The organism is Clostridium sp. YIM B02500, assembly GCF_022324665.1.
In the GTDB taxonomy this organism is placed as follows: Bacteria; Bacillota; Clostridia; order Clostridiales; family Clostridiaceae; genus Clostridium; species Clostridium beijerinckii.
In genome coordinates this window covers 36885-59589 of record NZ_JAKGTE010000023.1, presented here as the reverse complement: position 1 = coordinate 59589, position 22705 = coordinate 36885, and the positions used below count along the sequence as shown (strand labels likewise).

17 protein-coding genes are annotated in these 22705 nt (G+C 28.1%); 1 reads left to right on the top strand and 16 read right to left on the bottom strand.

Annotated elements, in window-relative coordinates:
* Positions 1–67: 67 nt before the first annotated feature.
* The 8 genes from L1S46_RS17825 to L1S46_RS17790 all read right to left on the bottom strand — a co-directional run bounded on the left by L1S46_RS17825 (position 68) and on the right by L1S46_RS17790 (position 11535).
* Positions 68–1087 (bottom strand): low specificity L-threonine aldolase, encoded by a 1020-nt coding sequence (locus L1S46_RS17825; RefSeq protein WP_238900603.1) that lies wholly within the window; start codon positions 1085–1087, stop codon positions 68–70.
* A 14-nt stretch (positions 1088–1101) separates the two neighbouring features.
* Entirely contained in the window at positions 1102–2346 is a 1245-nt protein-coding gene (locus tag L1S46_RS17820) for a pitrilysin family protein (RefSeq protein WP_238900602.1), read from the bottom strand.
* 377 nt (positions 2347–2723) lie between these two features.
* Entirely contained in the window at positions 2724–4085 is a 1362-nt protein-coding gene (scfB, locus tag L1S46_RS17815; protein ID WP_238900601.1) for a thioether cross-link-forming SCIFF peptide maturase, read from the bottom strand.
* A gap of 61 nt (positions 4086–4146) precedes the next feature.
* Entirely contained in the window at positions 4147–4284 is a 138-nt protein-coding gene (gene scfA, locus L1S46_RS17810) for a six-cysteine ranthipeptide SCIFF (RefSeq protein WP_003371542.1), read from the bottom strand.
* A 209-nt stretch (positions 4285–4493) separates the two neighbouring features.
* Entirely contained in the window at positions 4494–4757 is a 264-nt protein-coding gene (locus L1S46_RS17805) for a PTS transporter subunit EIIB (protein WP_012060315.1), read from the bottom strand.
* Between the two features lie 199 nt (positions 4758–4956).
* A complete protein-coding gene (locus tag L1S46_RS17800; protein WP_238900600.1) occupies positions 4957–7425 on the bottom strand; it encodes a LuxR C-terminal-related transcriptional regulator in 2469 nt (822 codons plus the stop codon).
* A 249-nt stretch (positions 7426–7674) separates the two neighbouring features.
* Positions 7675–9609: a molecular chaperone HtpG gene (htpG, locus tag L1S46_RS17795; protein WP_238900599.1), complete on the bottom strand. Its 1935-nt coding sequence runs from the start codon at positions 9607–9609 to the stop codon at positions 7675–7677.
* Positions 9610–9822: 213 nt separating this feature from the next.
* Positions 9823–11535: a methyl-accepting chemotaxis protein gene (locus L1S46_RS17790; protein ID WP_238900598.1), complete on the bottom strand. Its 1713-nt coding sequence runs from the start codon at positions 11533–11535 to the stop codon at positions 9823–9825.
* A 216-nt stretch (positions 11536–11751) separates the two neighbouring features.
* Between L1S46_RS17790 and L1S46_RS17785 the strand changes: the two genes are divergently transcribed.
* On the top strand, positions 11752–12516 hold the full coding sequence (locus L1S46_RS17785; RefSeq protein WP_238900597.1) for a MerR family transcriptional regulator: 765 nt from the start codon (positions 11752–11754) through the stop codon (positions 12514–12516).
* Positions 12517–12681: 165 nt separating this feature from the next.
* On the opposite strand, the gene L1S46_RS17780 is transcribed toward L1S46_RS17785, so the two are convergent.
* The 8 genes from L1S46_RS17780 to L1S46_RS17750 all read right to left on the bottom strand — a co-directional run bounded on the left by L1S46_RS17780 (position 12682) and on the right by L1S46_RS17750 (position 22613).
* The gene (locus tag L1S46_RS17780) at positions 12682–14430 is read right to left on the bottom strand and encodes an HD domain-containing phosphohydrolase (RefSeq protein WP_238900596.1); all 1749 of its coding nucleotides are present in this window, start codon (positions 14428–14430) and stop codon (positions 12682–12684) included.
* A gap of 354 nt (positions 14431–14784) precedes the next feature.
* Positions 14785–14907 carry a hypothetical protein gene (locus tag L1S46_RS26385; RefSeq protein ID WP_275297312.1) on the bottom strand — a complete coding sequence of 41 codons (123 nt, stop codon included), beginning with the start codon at positions 14905–14907 and terminating at the stop codon, positions 14785–14787.
* 94 nt (positions 14908–15001) lie between these two features.
* Positions 15002–15379 (bottom strand): spore germination protein GerW family protein, encoded by a 378-nt coding sequence (locus tag L1S46_RS17775; protein WP_238900595.1) that lies wholly within the window; start codon positions 15377–15379, stop codon positions 15002–15004.
* A gap of 507 nt (positions 15380–15886) precedes the next feature.
* Positions 15887–17656 carry an HD domain-containing phosphohydrolase gene (locus tag L1S46_RS17770; protein ID WP_238900594.1) on the bottom strand — a complete coding sequence of 590 codons (1770 nt, stop codon included), beginning with the start codon at positions 17654–17656 and terminating at the stop codon, positions 15887–15889.
* A gap of 149 nt (positions 17657–17805) precedes the next feature.
* A complete protein-coding gene (locus L1S46_RS17765) occupies positions 17806–19833 on the bottom strand; it encodes an FtsX-like permease family protein (protein WP_238900593.1) in 2028 nt (675 codons plus the stop codon).
* Positions 19823–20590 carry an ABC transporter ATP-binding protein gene (locus L1S46_RS17760; RefSeq protein ID WP_017211416.1) on the bottom strand — a complete coding sequence of 256 codons (768 nt, stop codon included), beginning with the start codon at positions 20588–20590 and terminating at the stop codon, positions 19823–19825. The genes L1S46_RS17765 and L1S46_RS17760 overlap by 11 nt, the downstream gene beginning before the upstream one ends.
* Before the next feature lie 341 nt (positions 20591–20931).
* Positions 20932–21945 carry a sensor histidine kinase gene (locus L1S46_RS17755; RefSeq protein WP_077855312.1) on the bottom strand — a complete coding sequence of 338 codons (1014 nt, stop codon included), beginning with the start codon at positions 21943–21945 and terminating at the stop codon, positions 20932–20934.
* Complete coding sequence (locus L1S46_RS17750) at positions 21942–22613, bottom strand: response regulator transcription factor (protein WP_023973148.1); 672 nt, start codon at positions 22611–22613, stop codon at positions 21942–21944. Before L1S46_RS17750 ends, L1S46_RS17755 begins: the two co-directional genes overlap by 4 nt.
* Positions 22614–22705: the final 92 nt, after the last annotated feature.

Below are 22705 nucleotides of genomic sequence, written 5' to 3'. Positions count from 1 at the left end.
TTTCCTTAATCTTTTTAAAAATACTTAATTGTTCTTAAAAGATTCTAGTTAATACTTCATGCCTTTTTTATAGATGTAGATCTTCGATAAATTCTAATACAATTTCTTCTTTAGTTGCCCATGATGTCACTAATCTAATTGCAGTATAATTAGAATCGATTATTCTTTCAATATTAAAAGAATATTTCTCACTTAACTTTTCAATTAAATTATTAGGGAATATAGGAAACTGTTGATTTGTAAAAGATTCAGTTAAAAACTTGTATCCTTCATCTACTATTGCACCCTTTAGCATAAGTGCCATTTTATTTGCATGTTTTGCAAGTTCAAAATACAAATCATCTTTGAATAATTCTTCAAATTGAATTCCAAGCAACCTTCCTTTTGCTAATAATCCACCTTTTTGCTTAATAAAATATCTAAAATCTTCTTTTAATTCATCATTGCATATTACAAGTGCTTCTCCAAAAAGTGCTCCATTTTTAGTTCCTCCAATGTAAAATGCATCAACTAATTTTGCTATATCAGCTAAAGTCAAATCATTTTCTTCCGCCACAAGTGCTGATCCAAGTCTAGCACCATCCAAATATAATAACAGTTTATTCCTCTTACAGCAATCACGTAAATCAATTAACTCTGCTTTAGTATATAGAGTTCCAAGCTCTGTAGAATTTGATATATATACTAATTTAGGTTGGACCATATGTTCATCGCTATGAGAATCTACAACATTTTGAATTAAATCTGGAGTAAGTTTTCCATCGTTTGTTCTCATTGTAATTACTTTATGGCCAGTTGCTTCAATTGCCCCAGTTTCATGACAATTTATATGACTTGTATCTGCTCCTATTGTCGCCTGATGCGGTCTCAAAAAAGCTGATATAGCTGTAAGATTAACTTGTGTACCACCAACTAGTAAGTGTATATCTACATCTTCTCTATCAATTTTCTTCTTCATCAGATTAACTGATCTTTCTGTGTACTGATCAGTACCGTAACCATCGGTTTGTTCCAAATTTGTTTCAACTAATGCATTTAATATTCTTGAGTGTGCGCCTTCACTATAATCATTTTTAAAACTGTACATAATTCTACCTCCTTTTATGCTCTCTCAATTATCTGTGTTGTAAAATTCTTCAGTACTTTCCTACCTACTTGAAAAATCATTTCTTTTGTTAGCAACTCCATTTCTTTAATCTCATTAGTATAAATTTTATAATCTCCAAACATGCAGTCATATGTCGCCAGCTCTTTGGCCAGTATTATACTCTGCTCTTCTCTAAATAATCTTTTTAATTTAAAGCTCTTAATTAAACGTTCTATCTGATCATTATCAAGTTTCTTTTGCAACAAATCTAACTTTGCTATACATCCTTCTATTAAAGATATAGCTTTATCTACATTTTCTTCTGATGTGCTAAATGTGATTTTATATAGTTTTATATAATTCTCATTTGAAATTTTAGTAAGTACATCATATACTAACCCATTTTGGGTTCTTAAAACATCATAAAGAATTGAATTAATCCCTTCTCCAAAATATTGATTAAAAATTCTAAGCGCCTTAATTTCTTTTTCACTTAAATCATCAATTGGAAATATCATTTCAACTTTACATGCCCTTATTCCACCTCTTACATTGTTATAAGTACCCTTTTGAGGCTTTTCATATTCTATTAATTTTTTATTATCAAGTCCACTAATACCTTCTTGGATAATATATTTTTTCTTCCACTCAAAAAAATAATTACATATAATTTCCTTAACTATATCAAACTTTACTGATGAAATTATAACAATTGAAGTATTTCCCGGAAAATAATATTTATCATAAAATTCTTTAATATTATCTAAAGTTATGTTCTCAAGATCATCAAATGTTCCTATTATAGGATACTTTATTCTTCTATTACTGAAGCAGTTAAGAAATAAATTATCCTCACAATACTGATCTATATCCTCATCCCATTCTTTTAATTCTTCCTTTATGACATCCATTTCTTCTTTGAATCCATTTTCTCCAAATTCCGGGTTAATTATTATATCACTTAAAATTTCCACACCTTTTTGTAAATCTTCTCCGAGCAGAGTTCCATAATATATTACATATGGATAATTAGTCATGGCATTATTAAATCCAAAGATACTGCTCAGCTCTTCATTTATTTCTCTCTCAGTTCTATTTTTTGTTCCTTTATAAACCATATGCTCAGTTGCATGAGCTACTCCAAACTTTTCGTTCTCAACTCCAGCTCCTGCATTTAAAGAAATACAAATTGATGATAGTTCTGAATCTGTATGTTTATAAATTAATCTCAAATCATTTTCCAAAATGTATTCTTCCAAATATCTATTCTCCTTACATTCTTATACATTGCAATAGAAGATTTACATAAAAAATCTTATTTATAAAAATTTCTCAGTTAGAGCTGAAATGCGGAACTCCAATTGCAATATATATTATATTTAATTCCAAGATGTTCATTTAAAATGTTATTATATCAATTTTATTATATAAAAAGAGACCTCCTCTTGCGAAGTGCTCGATAAAAAATCATCTATGGAAATTACCAAGTAGAAGCTATTTCATCTATACTTATTTTAATTAATTCAAGAAACAAGTACAGGTTGTTAAAACTTTTATCAGTATGTCCCAAATAATATTCTCTCAGTAGCAAAGGCAATGGAGTTCCCCTTCTTTTTATTATGTTATTATATAAAAATTAATTTTCTTCAGCTTTTAGCGCAATTGCACATTCAATTCTCTTCTTTTGCATCTTACATCCAATTTCATAAGGAATGTTCATGTCCCCATTAAAATTAAAATTATTAGCTTGACATCCACCACTACAGTAGAATTTTGCCCAGCATTCCCTACATTTAGGCTTATTGTATATATGTGCTTTCTTAAATTTTTGAGCTAATTCTCCATTATAAGTATCTTCGTGTATACTTCCTAACTTAAACTCTTCTTTTCCAACAAATTGATGGCATGGATACACTTCTCCTTGAGGAGTTATAGCTACATATTCAAATCCTGCACCGCATCCAGAAATTCTCTTGTAAACACATGGTCCCCCTTGAAGGTCTATATTAAAATGATAAAATTTAAATTCATCATTTCCTTCTCGTTTTCTTCTTGCCATTTCTTCATATAGCTTGTCATAGTTTTCAAAGATTGTATCTATATCTTCTTCTCTTAATGAAAGTGGATGTCCATTTTCTAAAACAACTGGTTCTATGGATAACTCTCTAAACCCTTCATTAACCATTGCCATTACATCTTCATAAAAATCTGTATTTTCTCTTGTGAACGTTCCTCTTACATAATAAGTTTTTCCTTTAGTTCTTCTCTTAATCATTTCCTTTATATTTGGAACTATATCATCAAAAGAACCGCTTTTATCTGGCTTAATTCTAACATTATCATTAACTTCTTTTCTGCCATCTAAAGAAAGAATTATATTTCCCATTTCTTTATCCATATAATCCATCATATCTGGAGTTAATAGAGTAGCATTAGTGGTCATTGTAAATCTTACTCTCTTTCCCCATTTTTCTTCGTTATCCCTAGCATACTTAATTATTTCTTTTATTGTGTCCATAATTAAAGTTGGCTCTCCACCAAATAAATCTATTTCTATATTTTTTCTTGGTCCACTTCTCTTAATCACATAATCAATTGCTTTTTTTGCTGTGTCTGCACTCATGACTCCGCCATGTCCATGATATTCACCCTCGTCAGCAAAACAGTACTTACATCTAAGGTTACATCCATGAATTACATTTAAACAAATAGCCTTTATGTAATCTCTATCATCCATAGAGCTATGAGCTATTTCTTCATATTGATCTTCTGAATATAAAATTCCTTCTTCAGCTAACTCTTGAATTTCATCATAAGCCTCTGAAATCTCTTCTTCATTATATTTTCCCTTAAGTTCCTCTAATATTTCTTTCTTATTTCTTAATTGGCTATCATCTAATATATCATAAACTAGTTCATCTACAACATGAACAGCTCCTGTATTCACATCTAAAACAAAATAATTTTCGCCTTGTTTAAATTTATGTATTAAAGACAATTCTTTTTCCTCCTAAACATATAAAGTAAGCAGTAACTATATAGTTACTGCTTGAAGATTATTAGTTTTCACATTCTAAGTTTGCAACTGTGCAAGATGTCTTACAAGCTGATTGACATGAATTTGCACATTCTTTGCATCCTGGCTTACATAAACTATTTTTAATGTTTGTTTTGTTTATAGTTTTTATATGTTTCATTACAAAATCCTCCATTTTAAATATATCCTTAGCTATTATATCATAATATACTAAAGTATAAAAGATTTGCTGGCCCTCTTTTTATTTATATTTCTGTTTATATAAAATTATAAATAGAAATAATAAATAAACTGTCAAAAGTTCTTAGCTAGAGGTTGTTCCATATTTTTTTATTTAAATCACTAGATCTTCAAACTGCTACCACAATATTACTTTCTTGTCTTATATATATTAATAAACTCACTAATTAATATTCTTGCAGCAGTACCATCAATAATAATTTGAAATTGTTCCCTCGTCTCTACAATGCCACGTACACTTTCTATCTTTTTTAAAATTCCAACATCCACTTTTTTAGTGTCCTTTAATCTCAATCTTAATCTAGTCATGCAATTTTCTACACACAAAATATTTTCTTCTGATCCAACCAAATTAAAAAGTTCCCTTGCTATCTTACCAAAATCTGTGATCATCTCTCTTTTCCCCCATCCTTCAATTAGCAATCTATAATAAAAATAGCCAACACTCAATAAATTAAATATTAAAAATTGCTGGCTTTTATAACTTTATTCAGTTTTAAAGTATTATTAATATCTCATGAGATGATTATACCTACATATAAATGATTTGTGTATTATACTAAAGTATAATTTTGATTTAATTTGTAGCATTTTATATTATCCCTTTTTCTTTCAATTGATTAATTGCTATTGTTTTGTTTCTCACATTTAACTTGCAATAAACAGATGCAATATGTTTTTTTACAGTAACTAAAGCAATATTTAGTTTATCTGAAATCTCAGATTGCTTATATCCATGATATACCAACTTCATTATCTCAATTTCCCTTGGAGTCAACTCTATTTTTTCTAAATTGCAATATCTTTTTAGATATATCTGATTATATTCTTTGCACTTTGGGATTAAACATTTTACATACGCACTTTCATTTTTAATAGATTCGAGTAATGGCAATATATGTGGGGCTAATTCAACAAAACACATTACAATGTGGTCTTTTTCTGCTAGCTCAATGGCTTTTAGCAGTGACTTTTTAGCGATTTCTTTTCCATATAGCTTGTACTTTGCGATTGAATCAAATATGTATGCATATACTATTCCAAATATGCTTTTTTTACCCGTATAAACTTCCAACATAATTTCTACTTGGATTTCTAACTCTATGTAACTCCCCTTAAGTATCATCGCTAAACCTGTTATAACATGGTTCATTCCTATAACAGGCATAATATTTTTTAATTCATGGTTTTCTATATTTTTAATCCACTTATTTAAATTTTCTAAATTACCAGTAATTCCATCAATATATCCTATAGCTATCTGTGAACCGTTAAGAAAGATTGGAATATTAAGATTTTCATACTCTTTAATCAGATTATAGAAATTATTTTTAACCTCATTTTTATAATTTTTATTCACACAAATCCTTGTTAACAGAAATAATGAACAAATTATTATGCTTGTCTGTTTTTTTGTTTTAGCTTTATGAAATGCCTTATATGCAAACAATTCTCCATTTTTAGAATCTCCTGTTTCATAAAAATATTCAGCCATCATGAGATAATTTGCACCTGCTGCTCCACCATTTGATATATGAATAAAATAATTTATTCCTTGTTGAAAAAATTCCACTAACTCTTTCAAATTGCCTACTTTTCTGTGAAATAAGTATAAAAAATGAGGTGATCCAAAAGTTGCCGGCATTTTATTATTTGCTATTCTCGACCCCCCTCCTTTAAAGAGCTCGTAGGCCTTTTTATGGCACTCTATCATTCTCCTAACATTATAAAAGACTAATATGCTCTCCAAAAATGCAATTTCACCTAGTATTTGATTTTTATCTTTAAGATTTTTATCTTCTATATAGATAGCCTTAGCCTCATACAATAACTTAGCACCAGCTATTCTATTTCCGTAAAGAATATAAAAAAATAAATAAGTTAAATAAGCTATAGGCCTTTTTATCTTCTCACTGATAGTAAGCTCATTAAAAACTGGTTTTATAATTTCTTTATATAAATTAGTAAGATCTATTGTATAATTTCGCTCTATTAAATCTAGTATACGTTCGTAATTCTTAGCCTTATAATAGTATTCCATTGCATATATGTCATTAAAATTTTTAGCATACCAATCACCACAAATGTTATTTACTTCCATTAAATCTACATTTGATAATGCTAATTCTTCTTCTAATGCATTTTTAAGGATTGAATGTAGTCTATATATTTTTTCCTTCTTGTCGTATCTTATAAAGCAATTATTGGAACATACTCTTCTAATTACCTCCTTTGATCTTTCATCTTCCGTAATATACATAGCCTGTTCGATCGTGAAATTCTCAACAAATGCGAGTTTTAATAAAATCTGCTTGGTAACTTCATCAAACTTATCATATACAGCTATTTTAATTAACTCTGTTGCTTTTGGTATATCATCAAATGTATTTTGACTGTAATATTGAATTAACGCAAGATACATAGCTGAAGTCCATCCACCAGTATATTCGTATAGTTCTTTTTCTTCTGCTTCCGTCAATATTATTCCATTAATCTTAAAGAACTCTATCGTTTCATCAAAGGTGAATGCAATATCCTCCTGACGCATTATCATACATTTTTGCTTTAGCTCAAATTCTATATACTCATTTGCCGGCTTTTTTCTACTTATTATAACTATGTGTAAATTACTTATATCTTCCAATATTATAGCTTTTATTAAATGATTAATATAAACTATTTTTTCATCATCCCAGTCATCAATAATAATGATGGTTTCTTGCCTTATCTCATTTCTAATTATATCTATTATCTTATAAACATCTTTATTATTATTAGGAACCCCGTAGGCATATAATATTTCACCTAACTTAAAATTGATATTTTTAATTAAATCACAAAATTTTTTCCATATCCACATATCATCAATTTCATCGTTTGTTATATCAAGCCAAATTGTTTGCACTCGTTTATTCTTCTCTATAAAATTTCTAACTGCAATGGATTTTCCGTAGCCCATAGATGCTGATATAAAATATATAGGTATTCGAAAAATTTCTTGCAATAACTTATTAATGCGCTTTCTATATAATAGTTTAGGTCTAAAAATTTCATTTTTCATATATAAATATCCCTTCATTTAAGCAAATGTATGTGAAAACTACATTAGAATATTTTATCATACTTAAAATTTCATTTCAAATTTAACCTTTACTGTTAAAATTATACTAAATTTCATATAAAAATCTGTTTCGTAGACTATGTATTTCTAATACTTTCAAAAGTTATCCGCGGATTTAACTTCATTAATAATTTCCCAAAGAAAAATAAAGTTCCAAGTACTTAAACTTGGAACTTTATTAATACTATATTAAAGAGCAACTACTTTATTTAAAAGCATATTATTTCTCTTTATAAATTCATCCATTTCAGCTGCATCTAATTCCTTATTTGCAATTTTAGCTAAATCTAAAATATGCTCACAGATAAATTTAACATCTTCCTTTTTGCTTTCATTCTTAGAAACTTCTAGAAGCTTCTTAATTATTGCACTCTTATTGTTTATAACTAAAGTTTTTTCTTCATCGAACATACCTGGGAAGCTCATTCCTGATTTTGCATACATCTTACTCATTTGAGCCATTCTTCTTGACTCTTCTGAAACTAAAATAAGCGCTGGAGTTTCTTCATTCTTCAATCCTTCAATAGACAAATTCTTAATTTTGTCTCCTAGTGCAGTCTTAAATAGATCCTCTATTTCCTTATTTAAAACTTTTATAGTCTCATCATTTTCATCTTCTTTACTTCCTAATGTATCTGAAATATCAGAATCAATTCTATTGAATTTAATTCCTGATTCATGCATTTCCAAGAACGAAATAAAATGATCATCTAGTGAACAATCTAATATAACAGCATCTAAATCATTCTCTTTAAACATCTTTATATATTGAGATTGTTGTTTTTCATCATTAGCATAAAATACTTTGTTTTCATGCTTTTCTTTATTAGCTTCAAGATAGTCCTTTAATGTTAGGAATTCACCCTTTAAATTCTTAAATATTATTATTTCCTTTATCTTATCATAGAATTTTGGATCTCTTAAGCAGCCGTATTTAATAAATATTTGTATATCTGGCCAGAATTTATTAAATTCTTCCCTGCTATTTTTAAACAAATCAACTAATTTATCTGCTACCTTTTTAACTATATGATTAGATATTTTTGAAACTTCCTTATCATTTTGAAGGAAACTTCTCGATACATTTAAAGGTAGATCTGGGCAATCAATAGTACCCTTTAATAATAATAAGAATTCAGGTATTACTTCTTTAATGTTATCTGCAACAAAGACTTGGTTATTATATAACTTAACTTGACCTTCTGTTGCTTCAAATTCATGAGTTAATTTAGGGAAATATAATATTCCTTTTAAATTAAATGGATAATCTACATTTAAATGAATCCAGAACAATGGTTCATTAAAGTCCATGAATACTTTTCTATAGAAATCCTTATATTCCTCATCTGTACAATCCTTAGGTGCTTTAACCCATAATGGATTTGTATCGTTTAATGGCTTTGGTACTTCTGGTTCTACTAATTCTTGATATTCAGTTCCATCTTCTTTCTTCTTTGTTTCATATTTAGGTTCTTCTTTTGGCTTATTTTCATCTTCTAAATATATTTCTGTAGGTAAGAAAGAACAGTATTTCTTGATTATTTCTCTTACCTTATATTCTTCCAAGAATTCTGAGCTTTCATCATCTATATATAGTGTTACTGTTGTACCCCTTGTTGTTCTTTCGCTAGAAGATCCAATTTCATATTCTGTTCCACCTGTACATTCCCACTTAACAGCTTCAGCGCCTTCTCTAAATGACAGTGTATCTATTTCTACCTTATTAGACACCATGAAGGTTGAATAAAATCCTAATCCAAAATGGCCAATTATATCTTTACCTTCATCCATTTTATCTTTATACTTTTCCATAAAATCTGTTGCTCCAGAAAATGCAACCTGATTTATATATTTCTTAACCTCTTCCTCTGTCATACCAATACCATTGTCTATGAATTTAAGAGTCTTCTTTTCCTTATTTATTGATACAACAACTTTGTATTGCTCGTCTCCGTTTATTGTTGCTTCTCCTAGGGAAACTAATCTTTGAAATTTACTAATTGCATCGCATGCATTACTTATAACTTCTCTGATAAATATATCTTTATCAGAGTATAGCCATTTTTTAATAATAGGAAATATGTTTTCTGTGTCAATTGATATGTTACCATTTTCTTTTATCATGATATTACCTCCTGTTATTTTTTCTAGAAAATATTTTAATGCAAAGAATATTTATTGTCAAATTCTTCTTATAACTTTATTTTAAACTTATACATTAATTTAATAAAGAAAGAATATATGTTGTAAAATGTATTTCTCACATAATAGCCTAAAACTATCATTTTGATATAGTACAAAATATATTCTAAATTATATATTAGAATCAAAATCTGATTATATCTTAAATTTTAACACAATATCATTAAGCTTTTGAGATAGTTCGGCTTGACTTTGCGAAGATTTTGCAATATCACTAACAGCTAATGTTATTTCATTAATACTATTCAGTACTTCTTCTGAACCTGCACCTGACTCTTCTGCTGTCGCAGATACAGTTTGCATAGCTTGATTTATTTGTTCTATAACTTCATTTATCTGATTAGATGAAGATGCAAATTCTTCAGTCATTTCATTAACAAATTCAGCGTCTTTTTCATATTGAATACCAGTATTCATAAGTAATTCATAGCTTGGCTTTACATTTTGAGCTATATAGTTAAGTATATCTTCTACACTCTGAGATAAATTTTCGAATGCAGCCTGCACCTGTAAAACCATACCTTGTATACTTGAAACTGCCTCTGATGATTGTTCTGCAAGTTTTCTTACCTCGTCTGCAACCACAGCAAATCCTTTTCCGTTTTCACCAGCTCTTGCTGCTTCAATTGCTGCATTAAGTGCAAGTAAATTAGTTTGTGATGCTATGTCCCCTATAGCATTAGCCATCAATTTCACCTCATTTACTACTTTACCATCTTCGATGGCTTTTATAATATTTTCTTTCTTTTCCTCATAAATAATGTTTCCTTGTTCTATATTTTCTGAAGCTTTTCTCTTTATTTCAAGAGAGCGATTTTTTATTTCCCCTACTGAAACAGCCGCATCATTTGCTCTATTAGCAAGTTCATTTGTTGTCGCTCCAATTTCTTCTGCTGATGCACTTACTTCTTCTGTTATAGCACTCAGATCTTGGGCTCCTTTAGATATTTGTTCAATTGATTCATTTATATCATTCATCTTAGAAGAAACATCATGTGTTGTAGCCGATAGTTCTTCTCCTGATGAACTTATATCATTGGATCCATCTATTATTACCCCTATTAACCTTCTTATGTTTTCATTAGCTTTATTTAAGGCTCTTGCCATACTTCCAATTTCATCCTTAGAGCTTATCTCTATTTCCTGAGTTAAATCTCCTTCTTCTAAGTGCTGTGCATATAATAATACTTTTTTTAAATTATTTGATATGATTGTAGCAATTATAACGCCTAATAGAACTGCAGTAATAAAACCTAAAATAATTGTTGTTACCATTATATAAAAAGATTTATTATTGACATTATTATTTGAAGAACTTTTATCTGATGCTTTTTGTTCAGTAATTTTAACTAATTTATCAATATTATTAGTTAACTTCTCTCTTATGTTTGCACTTTCTTTGCTAAAACTCATAGCTTCGTCGTACTTTCCATCACTTGCTAGACTTATTATTTTATCAGATGAATTTCTATAATCTGTTAAATCACTTTTTATCTCTTTATATATTTTATTTTCATCTTCATTTATGTCTGATTGTTCATATATTTTAAGGATCTCATTGTTTTCATCTCTATAACCATCTATATTACTTATTGTTTGGCTAACTTTACTAGAATCTTTACTATTTAATAAATTCAAAATTTCTAATCTAGAATGTAATGTATTTGAGTTAAAATCTTGTAGATTTTTTAGCACTTGAAAATCTTTTTCATATAACGCATTAGAATTAGAATTTATTTTACTTACACTAAGTATTCCTATAACTCCAACTACGGCAATAAATATAGATATTATAAAAAAGCTAAGCTGTAATTTATATTTTATTTTCAAATTATTAAACCATCTCATACTATTCTCCCCCTTTGTTGATATTTGTAATCAACTAATAATTCTTATTAAAATTTTAACATAATTTACCCATTTTTGCACTTATTTTTTGTATTTTTCACTAAATTCCAAAAATTAATTTGTACAATATTATTTTTTATTAAAACAATTACAAATAATACTATTGACATTAACGCTACGTAAAGGTGTAAATTAATCTTGTAAGGAGGCAATCACATGGAATATACAGTGCAAAAACTAAGTAAACTGGCTGGTATCAGCACAAGAACACTTAGATATTACGATGAGATAGGGATTCTTAAGCCGGCAAGAATCAATTCATCTGGATATCGGATTTATAGCCAAAAAGAAATAGATAGGTTACAGCAAATATTATTTTATAAGGAATTAGGAGTAGATCTTGAAAGTATAAAAAGTATGTTGTTATCACCAGATTTCAATAATACCAATGCACTCAAAGAGCATCGCGAAAATCTTCTTGCAAAACGCAAACAACTAGATATATTAATAGCTAATGTGGATAAAACGCTAGCTTCATCAGAAGGGAGAATTATAATGAGTGATAAAGAAAAATTTGAAGGCTTTAAACAAAAGATGATAGATGAAAATGAAAAGAAATATGGTAATGAAATACGTTCTAAATATAGTGATAATATTGTAAATAAATCAAATAAGAAATTTCAAAGTATGAGTAAAGAACGATATGAAGAATTCGAAAAGTTAGGTATTAAACTTATGGATACACTAAAGGATGCTTTTAAAACTAATGATCCTTCAAGCGAGCTTGCACAAAAAGCTGCTGATTTACACCGCCAATGGCTAGTTTATTCTTGGAGCGAGTACTCAAAGGAAGCCCATGCAGGTCTTGCCCAAATGTATGTTGATGATGAACGATTTACTGCCTATTATGATAAGGATCAACCTGGCCTGGCCGCTTTTTTAAGAGATGCTATTTTTATATACACTGGAATAAAAAAATAATTTTATAAATTTAAATATATCAGTGAAAATACTATTCCAAAATTAATAGCTGTCGATTTTATCGACAGCCTATTAAATGATTATACTATATATTATAATTTGATTATTATTATCTCAATTTATTGAATTCGGTTTACATATTTCTTACAGGGCTTATTTTTTTTGTTATTTATTCAATACCTTTTCAATAAATACATTTACTAATTCAGGATCAAATTGAATTCCCGAATTTCTTTTTAATTCCTCTATAGCAAATTCTTCTGATAATGCTTTTCTATAAGGACGTTCACTAGTCATAGCATCATATGCATCCACAATAGATATAATTCTAGATTCAAAAGGTATATCTATATCTTTAATGCCTTTTGGATATCCTTCTCCATTCCACATTTCATGATGAGAAAGTACATACTTTGCAATTTCTGACATTTCATTTACTGTACTTAATATCCTATACCCTATTTCTGGATGACGTTTGATTTCATTATACTCATCCTCTGTAAGTCTCCCTGGCTTATTAAGAATATTTTCCTCTATTGCTATTTTGCCTATATCATGTAGTAATCCGGCATTTTTTAATTCTTGGATTTTCCTTTTAGGTACGCCAATATTCTTTCCCATAAGTTCACACAGATTAGCAACTCTCACAGAATGTTGCTCTTCCCTTTTATTTTTCTCATTAAGAGTGTTTATTATTGTATCAATAGTTTTACCTCTCATATTTGAACTTTCAAAAAGCTTTCTCTTATACATATAATCTTCTGCTTTTATAAATATTTCTTGAATCATTTCATCTTCATGACATTTAGTTTCATAACCGAATGAAATAGATATATCCAAACCTTGTATTTTTTCTTTTTTAGCTAGATTATTAATATTTTCAACGATCTTCTCTGCCTCATAAGTATCTGTTTTCGGTAATAAAATGACAAACTCATCTCCACCCAATCTGATAACAACATCATGGGATCTGCATCCGTTTTTTATTATCTGTGCCGATTTTTTAATCAGTTCATCCCCCACAACATGTCCAAACGAATCATTAATCAACTTTAGCCCATTTACATCACCCAGAACAATAGTTAAAGGATAATTCTCTTTAACGTCTAAACGTTTTAGCTCCTCCTCATAATATCTTCTATTATATAGCCCTGTTAATTGATCATTGTAGCATAAGTATTCTAATCTCTCTTCTAGTTCTTTTTTAACAGTCATATCTCTTAATGCAGCTAAAACATGATCTTCTCCACACTTAACCATCCTAATTTCACAATAGTTACCTAATAGTTTATACTCAAAAGTATGTAACTTACCCGTTTCTAGAACTAATCTCAAATTCTCACAAGCTAAATCAGCAATCTCTTCCGGCATCACTTCTGATATTGTCTTACCAATAAACTCTTCTTTAGGTAACATCAATATATTCTCATCCTTAGCTTCAGTATCTATAAAAACACCATTAGAGTCAAAAGTAAATAAAATATCTGGTATAGCTTTAATAATTGCTCTACTTTTCTCTTCAATTTCCTTTATCTGTATCTCGTCTTTTCGTATTTGCTCATACTGAATTTTCAATTCATCCTCATAATCACTCAATTGTTTAACATATATTTCTAGCTCCTTATAACTATTTCTAAGTTGTTGCTCTGTATTACATATTTTTTTTAAAAACTTATTTGTCAATACATAAAGAATACTTGTAGTAACTATTATAAACAGAACACCTTTATATATGCTAATTTTTAACACATTATCTTGTCCATTCGTAATTAAATCAATAATAGCATCCGATACAAAAATCCATATCAATCCTATTGCTGCATATATTAAGCATATTTTAATATTTTCATACTTAAAGGAATATTTATTCTTCGATAAACGCGATAAACCCTTCTCTTTAATTAACATAAGCATTCTCCTATTTTCATTATTATTCTTCCATTATACCTTAAATATATTAAATATAACCATAATGTTTTTATTTTTTATACATAATTAGCTATAATATTTTTTAATTATATTCTTTTATTTCTTATAATATGCAATTTTCAATTAAGTTTCTATATTGCCTCTTTAATCAAGTGCTTTGATTACTAGATTTTTAAATGTAGAGTTATTAGTCGAATATATATATAATTTCTAACACGAATAACAGTCCAATTTGCATAACATACATAAATTAGACTGTTTTATTTCTATAACGAAAAATATAAAAATGAATCAGTTAATTAGACTGCGCTAGTATCATAATCCATAATCAAATTTCTTTTATAATTTCTGATACCCATCTGCATAAATCACTAGACCTGACACTAATATTATGGCAATTTTAGGCATTCTGTTTACCTTACTTCTAATATACTTAGTTGATTCAATTATCTTATTATACATTTTATTTCCTCCCAACCTCTAAGTTAAATAAATATTTATGTAATATACTTTATAGCATTTCATCAATTAGTTCTATACGATACCTATTTATGAACTAAAATTTATCTCTTCCTTGTATATTTTCTTTATTAATATTAAATTTCCCAACTCTGTCAGGAATACATCTAAGTATATCATCTATATCATTTAGTCCCCTTAGTTTCATTATAGTAGTTTCACCATCTCTAATTATTAAAATTGCATCTACAGATGCACTTACCCCTATACATTCGCCAATGTCTACACCTTTCATTTCTTTAAAACCATCACATTTTTCTCCCCCTATTCCGCAACTAACCATAACACTTATAATAGGTATAAGAATTACTTCTTCTAAAATAACGGGTTTTCCTATAACTCTTTCTGTTATGAAATGTTTTCCTAATTTAATAAATAAGTCATCTATATCTTCTTTTTTAGCTCTATTATCCACATTGTTCCCTCCTAGATTTAATATAAGCTTAGTAGCATTTAATACATCTATTTTAAATACTTCTATAAAACTATATATGTTTCAATTCACAATTCACCATTACGTCTAAAATTCTCGCAATATTTTTAGAATTATCATGAAGAATTATTTTTGTAATATATATCAGCATTTTAATATTTAGTATAATCAGCTTAAAGATAAGCATTATACACTTAAATAAATATATTAGTAATTATTTCCCAATAACTCAAAATTTAAATCTTTTCTCTTATTAATAAATATTAAAATGTCATTATTTTTAACCTACATCACACTTGTATTTTTATAAAGTTTTGATTCGCAAAAAATAAAAGAATATGACTCAGAGGATATATTTTTCTCTAAATATCCTCTAAATCATATTTCATTCTTATATTCTAAAAGCTTTTTACTTAATTAAATCTCATTTATTATTTTTGGTAAAATTAACATTATCCAATCATAGGTAATTATACTTAATGTAGAATCTTATTTTTTTAAATAATCAGTAAAACATTTTACTATTTGGGGATCAAATTGAGTCCCTGAGCACCTTTTCAACTCTTTTATAGCTTCTTCTTTACCTATAGCCTTCTTATACACTCTGTCATTAGTCATAACATCATAAGAATCCGCTACATTAATTATTCTCGCCATTAACGGAATTTCTTCTCCAACTAATCCTAAAGGATACCCATTTCCATCCCATTTCTCATGATGTGTTAATACACATTTAGCAACATTTCCAAGCTCGCTGGATGCATTTATAATTCTGTATCCTTTTTCTGTATGAGTCTTCATTATTTCAAACTCTTCTTTGGTCAACTTTCCTGGCTTTAATAATATATCTTCATTAACACCTATTTTACCTATATCATGTAAACTTGCAACTAATGCTAACTCGTCTAGCTCTGAAATTTTTAACCTCAATTTTTTTCCTATTTCTAAAGCATATTTTGTTACTCTTTCAGTATGTTCATTGGTTTCCATATTTTTCTCTTCTAGACTTTTTTTCAATGAATCCATAATTGAGCTTCTAATACTTTTTTTTTCTAATAATTTTTGTCGATATACTTTTTCTTCTACCTTGTTTATACAATCATATATATCTTCCTGTAATGAATATTTTATTCCCTCACCTAATGCAATGCTTAATTGCATAAATTTATAATCTGCTTGTTCGCATTTTTTTGTGATTTTTCTAATAACTTTTTCACATTTTGATTCATCACAATTAGGTATAAGAATTATGAATTCATCTCCGCCCCACCTAAATACATATCCATTAGGATGACATATCTCTTTAAGAACTCCAGCTATACTTCTAAGTAAATTATCTCCTTCTAGATGTCCTAAAGTATCATTTACTATTTTAAGCCCATTTACATCTCCCATTATTATTCCTAATGGCAAATATTCCTCATGGTTTAGTTCTTTAATCTTTTCTTCAAAACTATATCTATTATATAAGCCTGTGAGAATATCTATTTCACTTAAATATCGTAATCTTTCTTCTAAGATCTTTCTTTCCGTTATATCTCTAGATAACCCTACCAATCCCCATACTTGTCCATCTTTATCTACAACAGGTATTTTAACATTCTCTTCAACTATTTCTCTACCATTCTCATTTTGTATCCTATGCTCAAAATAAGTAGCTTTTTTTGTTACCATGATTTTATTATCTTGTTCAATGAATTTTTTAGCTTCACTGTAATTTCCATATATCTCCAAATCAGTTTTGCCTATTATTTCTTCTACGCCTCTCTTTTTATAAAAATCTTCAAACTTCTTATTAAATCCAAGAAATCTACTTTCCTTATCTTTATAAAAAATAGATTCTGGCACTGCATCAATTATTGTTCTTAATATGTTTTTTTGTTTTTCTATTTCTGCTTCTCTTAATTTTCTATCATTTATATCAATTATAATACCAGCTACGGCTTTAGGCTCTCCATCATTATCTAGTATGGGAAATATAAAACACTCAACACAGTTGTCATTTACTATACCTTCTACAACATAAGTCTTCCTTTTCCTTAGGCACTCATTTATTTGCTCATCATATATTTTTGCTTTCTCTAAAGGAAAAGCCTCTTTATTTGTCTTGCCTTTAACATCTTCCAGCTTCACATTATACATATTTTCATAATACTTATTAAAAAATATTATTGTCGTGTCAATTCCTTCAATCCAAATCGGCCAAGGTATATTACTTAAAAATGATTTATATATTTCCCCTAAATACTTTTCTTCCATCGCTTCGGTATTCCCCTTTTATGTTAAGTTTATTATAATTTGATTTTACTATCTCTTAACATAATTGTCTACCGAAGCAACTATATTCAAATATTAATAGCATACTTATTATTTGCTAGTTTTACCAATTTATATTACTGTATTTATTTCTATCTATATTCATTTCCAACTATGTTTTTATAAGCTACATATGTTGCATACAGATATCCACCATAAACAATAAGCATCATTAATGCTGTCATTAAAATCGGTTGTATTTTATTGCTAGACCCCAATACCATTAAGTATTTATTTACTACAGTAATTCCAACATATGAATGAACTATTGAAAGAGCTAGAGGCAATACAAAAAATACAGCAACTTGTTTAAATATACTTTTATTAATCATACTCTTTGTTGCTCCAATCTTTCTTAAAGATCTATACCTTTCTATAGAGTCATTGCATTGCGATAATTGTTGAAGCGCAAGTACCGCTGCACTTGACAATAGAAATACAATTCCCATATATACCGCTACAAATAATATTATTGCAGATAATCCTCTACTATCGTCATATGCCATTTCTCTTGTCCCACCATAGAGACTAAAGTTTAAATTTTTATATTCATTTTCATTAAACTTAAAATTATTAAATATAGTAGTTAATTCTTTTTTGGCTTCTTCTTTATTATCACCTATAAAATTTAAATTTAAGATCTCATCATATTTATCTATTCCATTTACTAAATCATCTGGCACGACTAAGGTAAACATAGCATCACTTGAAGGCGATGTGGAAATAGCACCAGTTTCAATCCTTTTATCTTTTATTTTAAATTCCTTATTATCTATCTGTAGTGAATTCTCATTTTTAATAAAGCTTTCTAGTAACCCCTTTAAAGGCTCATAATTAGAACATATTAATATCTCATTATCTTTTAAATCTATACTAGATTCACCCTTCAATTTTCTTAATTTATTGTATTCTGAAATTTTAATCATATCTATAGTATCGAACACTTTAAAATTCAACATCTCTTTTTGGTCGCTAGATAGTGCATATTTAGCTAATACATCTCTAGAACTCATATTATTCTTATATTGTCTAATCACAACATAGTCAGCATTATCATCAACATTATAATTTAGCTGCTTTAGTGCATCTAAAACTGAAGTTCTATTACTATTATTTTTATCAAATACTTGTACTGATGCATCAAACGGAGTTTGGTTTTTTAATGAGCTTTCTGAAGCATTTTTTACACCTAATCCAGTTGATAAAGTTCCTATAGTAACAAATAACATTAAACAAATTATTGTCATGGAAATAAAATTAGTATTAAATTTACTCGAAATTTGTTTTATATTAAAAACATTTAGACCATTTAGATATAAATTCTTATTTTTTCTAAGTGCAGAAAATGTAACCGATGCGATTCCATAAAAGAAAAATGCTGTTCCAACAACCCCTAATGCTATTGATAATTTAAATCTGCTGTCATCAAAATTCAACCCTGCTAAATTAACAAGATAATAAGCATAACCTAAAACAATAAGTGCAGCTATTAATATAAATAGAGCTATATATGGATTTTTAATATTAATTTTTTCATTTTTTCTATCTGCATGCAATAAGTCAATTAATTTATATTTTGAAACTATAATCACATTAAATATCATAACTAATAAGTACATTATCCCAAAATATAATATAGTCTTAAGTATAGCACTTATTGAAATTGAAAAACTATATTTAGTCATTTGCACCGCAAAAAGCTTAGCTGTGAATATAGAAAGAACTTGTGCAAACAACATTCCAAGTAAAAGTCCTGCTGCCAAGGATATTATGCCTATATATAAAGTTTCAAAAAGCAATATCCGTGACATTTTTCTTTTTCCCATTCCTAAAATCATATATACCCCAAATTCTTTTTTTCTTTTACTAATCAAAAATTTTGTAGCATATATTATTAAACCACCTAATATAACAGAAACGCCAATAGATATAAACGAAATAAGTTGCGCCATCATCTTAACATATTCCGTTTGTCCAGAATTCATATCTGCCATTACTGACTGAGAATCGATTGAATTAAAGCTATAGAATATGCATACTGCAAAAGTTAAAGTTAAAAAGTAAATAGTATAATCTTTAAAGCTCTTTTTTACGTTATTAAAAGCAATTCTAGAATACATCTTTTGAATCACCTCCAAGTAGTGTAACAATATCTATTATCTTGTTAAAGAAATCTTTTCTTGAATCTTCGCCTCTTACCAATTCATTAAATATATTTCCATCTTTTATGAATAATATCCTATGTGCATAACTTGCCGTAAACGCATCATGTGTAACCATCAAAATTGTTGCTTCTAATTCTTTATTTAAGGTTTCAATAGAATTTAAAAGTAATTTAGCTGACTTAGAATCCAAAGCCCCTGTAGGTTCATCTGCCAAAATAAGTTTTGGATTATTAACTATTGCCCTTGCTGATGCTACCCTCTGCTTTTGACCTCCAGACATTTGATAAGGATATTTATCTAATACTTCGAGTATTCCTAAGTTTTTAGCTGAATTTCTTACTAATTCATCAACTTCCTTACCTTTCTTTCCTGCAATAGTTAATGCTAATGCAATATTTTCATATGCTGTCAATGTATCTAGTAAATTGAAATCCTGAAAAATAAAGCCTAACTTATCTCTTCTGAACCTTTCAAGTTTCTTACTTTTAAGCCTTGTAATATCTTCTCCATCAATCATAATTGATCCGGTAGTCACTTTATCTATTGTAGATATACAATTCAAAAGAGTAGTCTTCCCACTGCCTGAAGGCCCCATTATACCAACAAATTCACCTTTTTCTACTCTAAAACTTATATTATCAAGTGCCTTTGTGACATTATCTTTATTTCCATAATATTTTTCTACATTTTGAATGTTTAAAATGTTCTCCATAATCTTCCTCCTATTTTTATAGCAACTTTTATAATCGCTATTCATTCCAAATTTATTTAACCTCATGACTACATTTTAAAGCTTTTGATATTTTTCTCATATTGAAATATCTTTCACTTAACTTACATTTTCGTAAGATGTAGATAACAATTTGAAATATTAATTGAATTTAATTAAAAACTGCAAATAATAAATATCATTTATAAAACATTTTTATTCCCAATATCAAAAATAGCCTAGGAACCAATCTCCTAGACTTTGTGTCTTATATAAATTAGAAATACATAAAATTCTACTAAGCATGTATTAGGCATAATCAAAAAATAACAATTTCATACGCCTCACTTAAAACTCATGAAACCTCCAATAGGGAATATTATATTAACTTTAGTTCCTTTGCCAGCTATTGAATCTAAAGTTATCCCCAGTCCAAGCTTTTCACATAGCTTTTTACATAAATACAATCCTATTCCTGTGGACTTTCCATATACTCTTCCATTTTCCCCTGTAAACCCTTTATCAAAGACTCTATTTAAATCATTTTTCGAAATACCTATACCATTATCTTCAATAGTTAATATTATATTCTCTTTACCTTTACTTGTGTAAATTTTAACTTCTCCATTTTTATCTTTACTATATTTTATTGAATTGATAATAATCTGATTTATAATAAACTTTACCCACTTTGGATCCGTAACCACTGCCCCATAAATATTATCAATACTTACTGAAATCTTTTTGCTAATAAAATCACGCCTGTTGTTTCTAATAACCTCCTGAATTATGTTCTTTATTTCAAACTCTTTGACAATATAATCATTCTTAACATCTGTACTTCTCGAGTAATAAAGAGCCTGATTTATATATTCTTCAATTTTCTTAAGTTCATCTTCCAATGATTTCTTTTCATTAATATTGCTGTTTTCTACAATTAATCTTGCAGATGATATTGGTGTTTTTACCTCATGAACCCAAGTTTCTATGTACTCTCTATACTCCTTTTGAAGATTTTTATAGAAGTTAACATGCTCATGCATATCCCTATTACTATCGCTTAATACTTCATAAATAACTTTTCCTTCATAATAATTTGGACTTTTTATTACTTCGGGTAATAAATACTTTTTATCTAATTTGCCACTAACTCCCACAATATCATCATAGAATTTTTTTTTCACTATAAACTCAATGATTATATAGATTGATAGTGGTAAAAACCAAATAATAAAAACTACAAATAGTATTACAACTGGTGTTTTAGCTATGCTCATTATAGCTGCAAATAAAGAGTATATTATTAGATTAATTATTATGTATGGCAACTTTGAAATAGAATATTCCTTTATATTCATAGTAATATATAACCAATTCCTCTCTTAGTCTCTATTCCATCTTTAAATCCAATTTCCTGAAGTTTTTTTCTTAATCTAGTAACATTCACCGACAAAGTATTATCGTCAATATAAAGATCTGAATTCCATAAATAATCCATTAGATCTTCTCTGCTAACTATGCACTCTTTATTTTTCATAAGGCAAAGTAATATCCTAAATTCATTCTTAGTAAGATCAATCTTTTCATCTCCAAATATCACGCTTCCATTAGAGACATTTAACTTTAAACCATTGTGTTCAACTATCTCAGAAATCGAATTGTTCCCTAGAGTTCTTCTTAATACAGCAGTTATCCTTGCAAGAAGTATTTGCGTATTATATGGCTTTGTTATAAAATCATCCGCTCCAAGATTCATACTCATAATCTCATCCATCTCGCTATCTCTGCTAGTTACTATTATTATAGGTATATTCTTTTCTTTCCTTATTTCCTTACAAATATAATAACCATCATAATATGGAAGATTTATATCTAACAGAATTAAATCCGGTTCATCCTTTAGTGCTACTTTTACTATATTTTCAAAATTAGCTGGTGCATAAGCTTCATAACCATATCTTTTTAAAAACTCTACAAGCTCTTTTTTTATATTCTCATTATCTTCTATTATCATGATTTTAGGCATATACATCCTCCTTAAAATTATTGCTTCATCGTTAATTAAATATAATCTGTAAAATACCTTTAATTTATTATCAAATCTTATTTTAGTTATTT

Coding starts and splice junctions, on each gene's coding strand:
- L1S46_RS17825 (WP_238900603.1), bottom strand. CDS start 1,087: ATGTACAGTTTTAAAAATGATTATAGTGAAGGCGCACACTCAAGAATA.
- scfA (WP_003371542.1), bottom strand. CDS start 4,284: ATGAAACATATAAAAACTATAAACAAAACAAACATTAAAAATAGTTTA.
- L1S46_RS17805 (WP_012060315.1), bottom strand. CDS start 4,757: ATGATCACAGATTTTGGTAAGATAGCAAGGGAACTTTTTAATTTGGTT.
- L1S46_RS17800 (WP_238900600.1), bottom strand. CDS start 7,425: ATGAAAAATGAAATTTTTAGACCTAAACTATTATATAGAAAGCGCATT.
- htpG (WP_238900599.1), bottom strand. CDS start 9,609: ATGATAAAAGAAAATGGTAACATATCAATTGACACAGAAAACATATTT.
- L1S46_RS17790 (WP_238900598.1), bottom strand. CDS start 11,535: ATGAGATGGTTTAATAATTTGAAAATAAAATATAAATTACAGCTTAGC.
- L1S46_RS17785 (WP_238900597.1), top strand. CDS start 11,752: ATGGAATATACAGTGCAAAAACTAAGTAAACTGGCTGGTATCAGCACA.
- L1S46_RS17780 (WP_238900596.1), bottom strand. CDS start 14,430: ATGCTTATGTTAATTAAAGAGAAGGGTTTATCGCGTTTATCGAAGAAT.
- L1S46_RS26385 (WP_275297312.1), bottom strand. CDS start 14,907: ATGTATAATAAGATAATTGAATCAACTAAGTATATTAGAAGTAAGGTA.
- L1S46_RS17770 (WP_238900594.1), bottom strand. CDS start 17,656: ATGGAAGAAAAGTATTTAGGGGAAATATATAAATCATTTTTAAGTAAT.
- L1S46_RS17765 (WP_238900593.1), bottom strand. CDS start 19,833: ATGTATTCTAGAATTGCTTTTAATAACGTAAAAAAGAGCTTTAAAGAT.
- L1S46_RS17760 (WP_017211416.1), bottom strand. CDS start 20,590: ATGGAGAACATTTTAAACATTCAAAATGTAGAAAAATATTATGGAAAT.
- L1S46_RS17755 (WP_077855312.1), bottom strand. CDS start 21,945: ATGAATATAAAGGAATATTCTATTTCAAAGTTGCCATACATAATAATT.
- L1S46_RS17750 (WP_023973148.1), bottom strand. CDS start 22,613: ATGCCTAAAATCATGATAATAGAAGATAATGAGAATATAAAAAAAGAG.